Here is a 10,604-nt window from a genome sequence, read left to right as displayed (position 1 = left end):
GTCTCCGAAGTGAACCGGTCACCCGTCAGCTGCATACCGTCGCCCGAGTCACCCGCAAACCGGATGATCACCCGCTCCAGACGCCGTACGTCCTTCACGTTCACCGCTGCTCCCTGATCGGCTCCATGAGCTGCCTCTGCAGCGCGAGTTCGGTCGACGTCAGCGCGATGTCCGGACGGAGCCGCTCAGGGTGCCCCTGGGGCGGCTCGTCCAGACCCGGCTCGGGCCCGACCGGCGGTGGGCCCAGGGTGGACATCCCCAGCCAGATCCATCCCGCGGCCGTCAGCCAGTGGTAGATCTCGCGCAGGGCCTTGGAGACGATTCTCATGCGACCAGAGCCTTTGCCGGTATGGGCGGCGTCCTGGTGCCGGCCGCCGCGAATGCGTCGTCGTCGCTCCACGTCCACAGGCGGGCGATCGCGTTCAGGTCCAGGTCGTGGCCCTCGGTCCATAGGCGCGCGGCCGCGTTGAGCACGGACTGGCGGTCGGCCTCCTGGGTGCCCGGGCGAGCCGGGAGGAGCGGGCAGACCGCGCCGGCGCCGAGGCGGACCGAGCGGTGCCTGCGGGCGAAGGCGGTGAGCGTCTGACGCGGGCCGGCCTCGATGAGGAGGACGTCGTCGGCGGCGAGGAGCTCGTCCAGGGCGTCGCGGAAGTGGACGGTGTCGGTGATCTGATCGGCCCAGAAGCGGGGGCTGCGCGCGGCCTCGGGGCTCATCAGGGTGCCGGTGTAGCCGGAGTAGAGGGGCAGTTTCGGCTCGCGCAGCGGGATGCCGCGGTAGTCGGTCTCGATCGCGTCGGAGGCGGGTGCCATCGCCGGGGAGTGGAAGGGGCTGGTGGCGGGGACCGCGACGACCGTGAGTCCGTCCGCACGCAGGCGGTCGGCGACTTCGCCGAGGGGCTGGTCCGAACCGGCCAGCATCACCTGCTGGTTGGCGTTGACGGCCGCGATGCCCACCCCGTCCGTCAGGTAGGGGCGCAGCCGCTCCTCGCTCGCGGCGACGGCGAGCATGCCGCCGGCCGGGATCTTCACGGCCTCCCTGACCCGGGCCTGGACCATGGCGACGGCGTCGCGCAGGGAGACCACGCCGGCGAAGGTGGCCGCCACGAGCTCGCCCGCGCTGTGGCCGAGGAACGCCGTGGGACGTACACCCCAGCTGAGGATCATGCGGCCCAGCGCGTAGTCGATCGCGAAGAGCAGCGGCTGGGCGCGGCGTACGTCGTCGATGCCGATGGCGGCGCTCTGCGGGTTCAGCCAGTCGGCGCGTACCCGGGAGCCCTCCTCGCCCAGGTGGGACAGGGCCGCGTCGACGGCCGCGGTGAAGACGGGCTCGCGGCGGTAGAGGCCGGCCGCCATGCCGGCGTGCTGCGAGCCCTGGCCGGGGAAGAGCAGGACGACGGGACGACTGCGGGACACGTCGACGGCGCGGGCCTGGTGGACGGCGCGGGCGGCGAGCGTGGACACGGCGACGGCCGCGCCGCGTACCGGGCCGGGCGGGGTGCCGCAGGGCACGGCGGTCGGCAGCGCGGGGTACGCCTCCCGGTGGATTCCGCCGAGCATCGGCAGGAGTTCGGCGCGCACCCGGACCTCGTCGTCCGCGGTCCGGCCGGACCAGAGGATCAGGCGGTGGCGGTCGGGGTCGGTGCCGCGGGGGTTCTGGCGCACGGGCCGCAGGGGCGGCGCGTCCTGCGGGCGGTGCGGGGCCGCCACATCGAGTACGCCGAGGACGGCGTCCCCGTCGGCCACCGCTTCCGCGGCGCGCTTCACCGCGTAGACGGTGATGGTCTGAGCGTCGGGCTCCCCGAAGCCCGCGACGAGGGCGAGGTCGGCGGCGCCCTCGTGGAGTTCGTGGTGGGCGCGGCGCAGGGCCAGGCCGGCGGTGGCCTCCGTGCGGACGGTGAAGCCCTCGTGTTCGGCACCGAGTCCGGGGTCGACGGCGGAGGATCCGATGAGGACGACGGTTCGGGCCGGCAGGTCCTCGGGGGAACGGCCGAAGGCGCGCAGTACGGCCGAGACGGCGGCGGCCGAGGCCACGACCGGAGCGTGCTCCTGCGGAGCCGCGCCGGGGCTGACGATCAGCCGGCGGACCACCGCACTGTGAGACGTGAGTGACATGGTTCCCTCCTCGTGGACCGTGGCTCGGCCCCATGGATGTCAAGGGATCGGGGCACGGAGCGGCCGCCCTGCCTGCCGGGGGAACGAAGGCAGGGCGGCCGCGGGGTGTCCGGCTCAGGCGGCGGGCGTCCGGCCGGAGTTGATGAGGGCGAGGAGCGCGCCCGGGGTCTCCGCGTCGACGACGGCGTCGTCGGGGATGCTGATGCCGTACTCGCGCTGTATCTCGCCGATGACCTGGAGCAGGGCGAGGGAGTCGTAGCCGAGTTCTATGAACGGCGTGTCGATGACGTCGCCGTCGAGGTCGACGCCCTCTTCCTCACCCGCGCTCTCGCGGAGCATGCGGGTCAGGTCGGCCAGGGTCACGGTGGCGGTGGAGATGGTCATGGTTGGTGCCGTCCTCTCGGTTGGGCTCGCTGATGCGGCGGGGTGTGGCGACTGGGGAACGGTTCAGGCGGTGCGGCGCACCACGAGTGCGGCGTTGAAGCCGCCGTGGCCGCGGGCGAGGACAAGTGCGGTGCGCAGATCGGCCTCGCGTGCTTCGGTGACCAGGTCGATGGTGTGCTCCGGGGCGGGAGCGGTGACATGGACGGTGGGCGGGACGACTCCGTCGCGCAGGGCGAGCAGCGCGGTCGCCGCGTCGAGGGCGGCGCCCCCGGCGAGGAGGCGGCCGGTCATCGTCTTCGGGGCCGTGACGGGGACGCCGGCCGGCCCGAACAGCTCGGTCAGTGCCAGGGCTTCGGCCCGGTCCAGGTCCGGTACGCCGGCGGCGTCCGCGAAGACGACGTCGATGTCGCCGGCGGTGATCCCGGCGTCGGCGAGGGCGTTCTCGGCGGCCCTGCGCAGTCCGGGCGGGCGGCCGGTGCCGGGGGCCGGGTCGAGGGTCGCCGCGTATCCGGCGATCTCGCCGTAGACGTGCCCGGCGCCGCGCGCGGCGGCCGAACCCGCCTCTTCGACGAGCAGGATGGCGCCGCCCTCTCCCGGGACGTATCCGCCGGCCTCGGCGGCGAACGGGAGGTAGGCCCGGGTGGGGTCGTCGACGGTGCTCATCAGGCCGGAGGCGATCTGCGGCACCCAGCCCCAGGGGCAGATGGCCGCGTCGACGCCGCCCGCGATGACGGCGGGGAAGCCCTTGCGGATGTGGCGGCGGGCGTGTCCGATGGCGTCGATGCCGCCGGCCTGCTCGGTGAGCAGGACACCGCTGGGGCCGCGCAGCTTGTGCCGGATGGAGATCTGCCCGGTGTTGACCGCGTAGAACCAGGCGAAGGACTGGTAGGCGCTGACGTACTCCTTGCCCTTGCTCCACAGGTTCTGGAGTTCGCGCTGGCCGAACTCGACGGCTCCACCGGACGCGGCCGTGACCACGCCGATGCCGTACTCGGGAAGTTCGTCGGTGTCGATGCCCGCGTCCTTCAGCGCCCAGTCGGCCGCGGTCAGCGCGAGGCGCGTCATGTGGTCGGTCTGCGGCATCAGCCGGCTGGGGATGTGTTCCTCGGCGACGTATCCGGACACCTCGCCGGCGACCCGGGACGGGTACTGGGCGGCGTCGAAGCGGGTGACGGGGCCGAGGCCCGACTCGCCGGCCAGGGTGGCCTTCCAGAACTCCTCGGTGCCGAGGCCGTTGGGGGCGGTGATCCCCAGGCCGGTCACGACGGCGGTCATACGGTCCTCCTGTCCGGGCGGGCCAGCACCATGGCGCTCTGGAATCCGCCGAACCCGCTGCCCACGCTGAGCACCACGTCGGTCTGCTGCTCGCGGGCGACGAGCGGGATGTAGTCGAGGTCGAGCTCGGGGTCCGGCTCGTGGAGGTTCGCGGTGGGCGGCAGGACGCCGTGTTTCATCGCGAGGGCGCAGGCGGCGATCTCCAGGGAGCCGATGGCTCCGAGCGAGTGGCCGATCATCGATTTGATGGAGCTCACGGGGGTGCGGTAGGCGTGCTCGCCGAGGCTGCGCTTGAAGGCGCCGGTCTCGTGGCGGTCGTTCATCTTGGTGCCGGAGCCATGGGCGTTGATGTAGTCGACCGAGTCCGGGGCGAGCCGCGACTCGGACAGGGCGGCGTCGATGGCCTCCGCCATTTCTAGGCCGTCCGGCTTGAGGCCGGTCATGTGGTACGCGTTGCAGCGGGAGGCGAATCCGGAGATCTCGGCGTACACATGGGCACCACGCCGCTTCGCGCTCTCCAGCTCCTCCAGGACCAGGATGGCGGCGCCCTCACCGAGGACGAGGCCGCTGCGGGTCCGGTCGAAGGGCCGGCAGGCGCTCTCCGGGGTGTCGTTGCGGGGTGTGGTGGCGAGGATGGCGTCGAAACAGGCCGAGGTGATCGGCGAGATGGGCGCCTCGGTGGCACCGGCGATCATGACGTCGGCCGTGCCCTCGCGGATGAGTTCCACGGCGTGGCCGAGGGAGTCGAGGCCGGAGGTGCATCCGGTGGACACGACCGCGGCCGGCCCCTCCGCCCCGGCGGCCCTGCCGACCTCGGCGGCCAGCGAGCTGGGCACGAAGTGCCGGTACAGCTCGGGTACGGCGTACTCGTGGTCGACGTTCCACTTGCGGCCGCCGTCGCTGACGACGGCGTACTCGCGCTCCAGGCTGGTGGTGCAGCCGACCGCGCTGCCGACCGCCGTGCCGACGCGGCCGGGGTCGAGGGCGGAGATCTCCAGGCCGCTGTCGGCGAGGGCCTCACGGGTGGAGACGACCGCGAACTGCGCGGCCCGGTCGAGCCTGCGGGTCTCCTGCTGGGAGAGCCCGGCCGCGAAGGGGTCGAAGTCGACCTCGGCGGCGACCTGCGAGCGGAACGGTGAGGGATCGTAGAAGGAGATCCGGCGGGTGGCCGTGCGGCCCGCCGTGAGCAGCTCCCAGTACTCCTTGACACCGACCCCACCCGGGGCCACGACGCCCAGGCCGGTGATGGCGACTCTGCGCATGGTCTACCTGGCCTTCGACGGGGCCTGGGGCGTCGCTGCGCACCAGCCGGTTGGCACTCTGGGGGTCACTGTCGATCCCTTCATCCGTGCTGATCATGGGTCGGTGGCAGCGGCCGGAGGGGGTTCGGGGTGGGAACCCCCCCGGCCGGCCTGTCCCGGTCTGCGGCTCGCTCGTAGCGTGCTGCCCTGACCGGTGAAGCTATGGAACGTCCGTGCCCTAGAACTGGACTCGTGTGTGCGTGGACCTGCCGAACTGCTGGTCTATGTCGGGACATTTCCGTGCTTGCGCGACGGCACTTCGGCGCGCTTCGAGCGCAGCATCGCGAGTGAGCTGATGAGGACGCGGCGGGTGTCCCCGGGATCGATGACGTCGTCCACCAGGCCGCGCTCCGCCGCGAAGTAGGGGTGCATGAGCTCGTTCCTGTACTCGTCGACGCGGCGGGCGCGTACCGCCGCGGGGTCGTCCGACGCGGCGATCTCGCGGCGGAAGATGACGTTGGCGGCGCCCTCCGCGCCCATCACGGCGATCTCGTTGGTGGGCCAGGCGAAGGCGAGATCGGCCCCGATGGAACGGGAGTCCATGACGATGTACGCGCCGCCGTACGCCTTGCGCAGGACGAGGGAGATCCGCGGCACGGTCGCGTTGCAGTACGCGTGCAGGAGCTTGGCGCCGTGCCGGATGATGCCGTTGTGCTCCTGGTCGACGCCGGGCAGGAAGCCGGGGACGTCCACCAGGGTGACGAGCGGGATGTTGAAGGAGTCGCACGTGGAGACGAACCGTGCGGCCTTCTCGCTCGCGTGGATGTCCAGCACGCCGGCGAGGGCCGCGGGCTGGTTGGCGACGATGCCGACCGTGCGGCCGTCGAGGCGGGCCAGGGTGCACACGACGTTGGGCGCCCACGCCTCGTGGACCTCGAAGGTCTCGCCGTCGTCGACGATCTCCTCGATCACCGCGCGGATGTCGTAGCTGCGCCCGGGGTCGGCCGGCACCAGGTCGACCAGGCCGTCGGTGCGCCGGTCGGCGGGGTCGTCGCAGGGCACCGCGGGCGGCAACTCACGGTTGTGGGACGGCAGCAGCGCGATGAGGAAGCGCACGTCCTCCAGGCAGTCGGCCTCGTCGTCGTAGGCGAAGTGGCAGACACCCGAGGTCGTGGCGTGCACGTCGGCGCCGCCGAGACCGTTGTGGGTGATCTTCTCGCCGGTCACCGCCTGCACCACGTCGGGTCCGGTGATGAACATCTGAGCCGTCTCGCGGACCATGAAGACGTAGTCGGTCAGGGCCGGCGAATAGGCCGCGCCTCCGGCGCAGGGGCCCAGCATCACGCTGATCTGCGGGATGACCCCCGAGGAGGCGACGTTGCGGCGGAAGATGCCGCCGTAGCCCGCGAGCGCGGTGACGCCCTCCTGGATGCGCGCGCCCGCCCCGTCGTTGAGGCTGACGAGCGGTGCACCCGCGTCCGCCGCGAGGTCCATCACCTTGTGCACCTTCGCGGCGTGCGCCTCGCCGAGCGCTCCGGCGAAGACGCGGAAGTCGTGGGCGTAGGCGAAGACCGTCCGGCCGTGGACCAGGCCCCAGCCGATCACGACACCGTCGCCGTGCGGCTTGCGGTCCTCCAGGCCGAACCCGGTGGCCCGGTGCCTGCGCAGCGGCTCGATCTCGGTGAACGTGCCCTCGTCGAAGAGGAGTTCGAGGCGCTCGTGCGCGGTGAGTTTGTTCTTCTCGTGCTGCCGCCGGGTCGCCGCGGGATCGGGCCCGCGACTCACCTCCTCCTTGAGCCGCCGCAGTTCAGCGGTGGCACGGCGGAGGTCGGGGGCTGCCGGACTGACGGTGATGTCGTCGAGGATCGTCATCGGCCGAACGTAGGAACGCCGGCTAGAGAGGTGCTGGAGGGAACCCCGGCCAGTCAGCCGGTCGCGGGGACGTGGGCGTCCAGGGCCGGGTCGGCGGACAGCACCGCCTGATGGAGCTGCTGCAACCGGGCCGAGGGCTCGAGTCCCAGCTCGTCGACGAGCGTCACCCGCAGCCGCTGGTAGGCCTCGAGCGCCCGCCAGGCGCTGCCCGACCGGTGCAGTGCGGTCATCAGCTGGGCACAGAAGTTCTCGTGCATCGGGTGCCGGGCGACCAGCACCCGCAGCTCCGGCACGATCTCGCTGTGCCGGCCGAGCTTCAGATCGGAGTCGATCCGCCTCTCCAGAGCGGCCATCCGGTCCTCCTCCAGCCGGAGCACCTCCAGCTCCAGCGCGGTGCCGACGCGTACGTCGACGAGGGCGGGGCCGCGCCACATCTTCAGTGCCTGGCCGAGGAGTTCGGAGGCCGCGAGGTGGTCCCCCGCCTCGTGGGCGGCCCGGCCCGACGCGGTAACGCGCAGGAACTCGTGCGCGTCGACCTGGCCCGGCTGCACCTGGAGCAGATAGCCGCCGTGCTGCGTGACCAGGACGTCCTTGGCCTGGCGGGCGGGGTCGCCGTCGAGCGCCGCGGCGATCTTGCGGCGCAGCTGGAGGATGTACGTCTGCAAGGTGGTGGCCGCGCTGCGCGGGATGTCCTCTCCCCAGATCTCCTCCATGAGCGTCGCCACGGTCACGACGCGGTCGGACTGCAGGGCGAGCAGGGACAGGATCTGGCGCGGTTTGGCGGCCGTGGGTACGACGGAAACCCCGTTCTCACGGGCCGTCAACGGCCCCAGGACATTGATCTCCATGATGGCGCCCTCCCCTTCGTGCGCTGATGCGGCAGGTCCGTCGGCGGGCCTGCACGGATTCGCGGAGTCTGCACCGACCCTCGCACCCGGGGCATCACGGTCCCAGTGAGGTGGTCACGTGACCGGGCATGAAAATGTCATGTCCCGATGGTGACAGTGGCACTGTGCCGTTCGACGTGGTGGGACGCAGAATCCAGGAATTCGGCAAGCGAACAACGTCTCGCACGATCGACTCAGCAGGGGGCTCTCCATGGACACCGCTACGGTTCAGCTGACTTCGGATCACCAGTTCGCACTCCTCACCGCCCGGGCCGGCCTCGAGCCCGACCTGGCCCAGCGCTACACGAGCGACCCCGTCTCCGTACTCGTCGAGTTCGGTCTCCCCGCCGTGGAGCCGGTGTACGGCGACGACGTCGCGGACCTCTTCGGGGAGGTGTACAAGAGCGGGAGCGCCGACCGGGGCCTGGTCATCGACCACCTGGACCGGCCCGGCACCGTCATGCTCTACGGCTGCGCCACCGGCATGGCGCCCCTGCCCGGCGAAGAGGCCGAAGCGGCGCGTGCATGAACATATCCGGGGGGGTACCCACCGAACTCCTGGTGGGGTTCAAGAGACATCTGCGGGTCGAGGCGATCGAAGGGGACGCCGTCTACCTGTTGTCCGAGCGGGAGACAACTGCCCTGCAGGGCCGTGAGGTTCAGCACCTCGCGGCCCTGCTGGACGGGACCCGCACGCTGGCGGGCGTGCTCCGGGACGCGGCGGCGACCCTGCCGCCGACGACCGCGGCCCGCATGATCGCCGAACTCGCCCGGGCCGATCTGGTCGGCTATCACGACCCGGCCGCCGACGCCTCGACGGAGGCGTACTGGGAGATCGCCGGCCTGCACGGGCCCAGCGCCTCCGCCTCGTTCCGGGAGACCCGGGTGGCGCTCGTGCACCTGGGGAAGGGGGATCCCGCGGCGGTGCGGGCCGAGTGCCTGGCGGCGGGCCTGCGGATGGCCGGCCCCGGCGACGAGGACGTGGCCGAACTGTCCCTCGTCCTGTGCGACGACTACCTGGATCCCCGGCTGGCCGAGGTCGACGCCCGGCACCGGGCCTCGGGCCGCTCCTGGCTGCTCGCCAAACCGAGCGGCGCGGAGCCCTGGGTGGGGCCGGTGTACGGGGGCGGGGACAGCGCGTGCTGGGAGTGTCTGGCACACCGCCTGCGCGGACACCGGTCCTCGACGGCGCCGGTCCGGCAGGCCCTGGGGCTGGGGGCCGTGCTGCCCGTGCCGGAGGCCTCGTTCGCCACCGTGCGCGCCCTGGGGCTGCACACCGCGGTGCTGGAGGCGACGAAGTGGGTGGCCGGCATGCGGTACGAGGGCCAGGGCGCCGTCTGCACGCTGGACACCCGTACCCTCGCGACCCGCCGCCACCCGGTGATCCGTCGTCCGCAGTGCTCCACGTGCGGGGATCCGGAGCTCGTCGCACGACGGGTACGCGCACCCTTCACCCCGCGCTCCAGCCCCAAGGTCCGCACGGTGGGCGGCAATCACCGGTCGCAGAGCGCGGAGACGGTGCTGTCCCGCTACCGGCATCTGGCCGACCCGGTCACCGGCGTCGTGTCCGAACTCCGTCCCGCCCCGGGCGCGCCGGACGGACTGAACCGGTACGTCGCCGGCCGCAATCTGGCCCTCGGTGACAGCCGTTCCCTGGCCGGGCTGCGCGGTGGCCTGCGCGGCCAGAGCGGGGGCAAGGGGACCACTCCGCAGGAGGCCGAGGTCAGCGCGCTGTGCGAGGCGCTGGAGCGTTACTGCGGTACCCGTCAGGGCGACGAGCCCACCGTGCGCGACACCCTGGCGGGGCTCGGTGACGCGGCCCTGCATCCCAATCTCTGCCAGCTGTTCGCCGACCGGCAGTTCCGGGAGCGGGACCGGTGGAATCCGCGGCACTCGCGCTTCCAGCAGGTCCCGCCGCCGTTCGACGCCCAGGCGCCGGCCGACTGGACGCCGGTGTGGTCCCTCACGTCCGGCGAGCAACGGCTCCTGCCGACGTCGATGCTGTACTTCGGCCCCGGTCCCGACGGTGTGCCGGCCACACCGTGGGCCGACTCCAACGGCAACGCGGCGGGCAGCAGCCCGGAGGACGCCGTCGTGCAGGGCTTCCTCGAACTGGTGGAACGGGACGCGGTGGCGCTGTGGTGGTACAACCGCACGCGCCGGCCCGCGGTGGACCTCGACGCCTTCGACGAGCCGTGGCTGGCCCGCACCCGGCAGACGTTCGAACGGCTCCACCGTCATGTCTGGGCGCTCGACCTCACTTCGGATTTCGGCATTCCGGTTGTGGTGGCCCTGTCCCGGCGCACCGACGGGCCGGGACAGGCGATCTCGTTCGGGTTCGGGGCTCATTTCGACCCCCGGCTCGCACTGCGACGGGCGGTCACGGAAATGGCCCAACTCCTTCCCCCGGAAGGGAACGCGGGTGAATTCCGGTCCGCAGACCGTGATCTTTCTGCCTGGTGGCAGGGGGCGACGGTGGAAAATCAGCCATACGTTCGCGCGGATCCGGCCGAAGCTCCACGGACCCCGGAGTCCTATTCCTTTCCGGTCCACAACGACCTGCTGGACGACATCGAGTTGGCCGAAACCCTTGTACGTGGCCGTGGCATGGAATTGTTGATCCTTGACCAAACACGCCCCGACGTGGGACTTCCCGTTGTGAAGGTGATCATTCCGGGAATGCGCCACTTCTGGGCACGGTTCGCCCCGGGCCGCCTCTTCGATATACCGGTGGCGCTCGGACACCGAACGCACCCTCTTCCGTACGAGGAAATCAACCCGATTCCCCTGTTCGTCTGAGTTCGGCCGTCGGTTCGATTCGCTGGCTCGGAGC

General features: G+C 71.8%; 9 protein-coding genes. 2 read left to right on the top strand and 7 right to left on the bottom strand.

What is annotated here, in order from left to right:
• Positions 1–100 precede the first annotated feature (100 nt).
• From ACFC96_RS40775 to ACFC96_RS40745, 7 genes are all read right to left on the bottom strand, one after another.
• Complete coding sequence (locus ACFC96_RS40775) at positions 101–328, bottom strand: DUF6059 family protein (RefSeq protein WP_351442484.1); 228 nt, start codon at positions 326–328, stop codon at positions 101–103.
• On the bottom strand, positions 325–2,112 hold the full coding sequence (locus ACFC96_RS40770) for an acyltransferase domain-containing protein (protein ID WP_376617381.1): 1,788 nt from the start codon (positions 2,110–2,112) through the stop codon (positions 325–327). The genes ACFC96_RS40775 and ACFC96_RS40770 overlap by 4 nt, the downstream gene beginning before the upstream one ends.
• Positions 2,113–2,226: 114 nt before the next feature.
• Positions 2,227–2,496, bottom strand: a complete 270-nt coding sequence (locus ACFC96_RS40765; protein ID WP_362909328.1) for an acyl carrier protein — start codon at positions 2,494–2,496, stop codon at positions 2,227–2,229.
• Between the two features lie 63 nt (positions 2,497–2,559).
• Entirely contained in the window at positions 2,560–3,771 is a 1,212-nt protein-coding gene (locus tag ACFC96_RS40760) for a ketosynthase chain-length factor (protein ID WP_376264834.1), read from the bottom strand.
• Positions 3,768–5,033 (bottom strand): beta-ketoacyl-[acyl-carrier-protein] synthase family protein, encoded by a 1,266-nt coding sequence (locus ACFC96_RS40755; RefSeq protein WP_376264831.1) that lies wholly within the window; start codon positions 5,031–5,033, stop codon positions 3,768–3,770. Before ACFC96_RS40755 ends, ACFC96_RS40760 begins: the two co-directional genes overlap by 4 nt.
• Before the next feature lie 261 nt (positions 5,034–5,294).
• Positions 5,295–6,884, bottom strand: a complete 1,590-nt coding sequence (locus ACFC96_RS40750) for an acyl-CoA carboxylase subunit beta (RefSeq protein ID WP_376617379.1) — start codon at positions 6,882–6,884, stop codon at positions 5,295–5,297.
• 53 nt (positions 6,885–6,937) lie between these two features.
• Positions 6,938–7,732 carry a BTAD domain-containing putative transcriptional regulator gene (locus tag ACFC96_RS40745; protein ID WP_376264825.1) on the bottom strand — a complete coding sequence of 265 codons (795 nt, stop codon included), beginning with the start codon at positions 7,730–7,732 and terminating at the stop codon, positions 6,938–6,940.
• Between the two features lie 250 nt (positions 7,733–7,982).
• On the opposite strand from ACFC96_RS40745, the gene ACFC96_RS40740 reads away from it, so the two are divergent.
• On the top strand, positions 7,983–8,300 hold the full coding sequence (locus ACFC96_RS40740; protein ID WP_376264822.1) for a hypothetical protein: 318 nt from the start codon (positions 7,983–7,985) through the stop codon (positions 8,298–8,300).
• Positions 8,297–10,570: a TOMM precursor leader peptide-binding protein gene (locus ACFC96_RS40735; protein WP_376617377.1), complete on the top strand. Its 2,274-nt coding sequence runs from the start codon at positions 8,297–8,299 to the stop codon at positions 10,568–10,570. Before ACFC96_RS40740 ends, ACFC96_RS40735 begins: the two co-directional genes overlap by 4 nt.
• Positions 10,571–10,604 lie beyond the last annotated feature (34 nt).

The sequence above is a fragment of the Streptomyces sp. NPDC055955 genome (genome assembly GCF_042270245.1).
Taxonomy (GTDB): Bacteria; Actinomycetota; Actinomycetes; order Streptomycetales; family Streptomycetaceae; genus Streptomyces.
The sequence above is the reverse complement of the archived record's forward strand: the minus strand, read 5'-3'. Positions and strand labels throughout refer to the sequence as shown.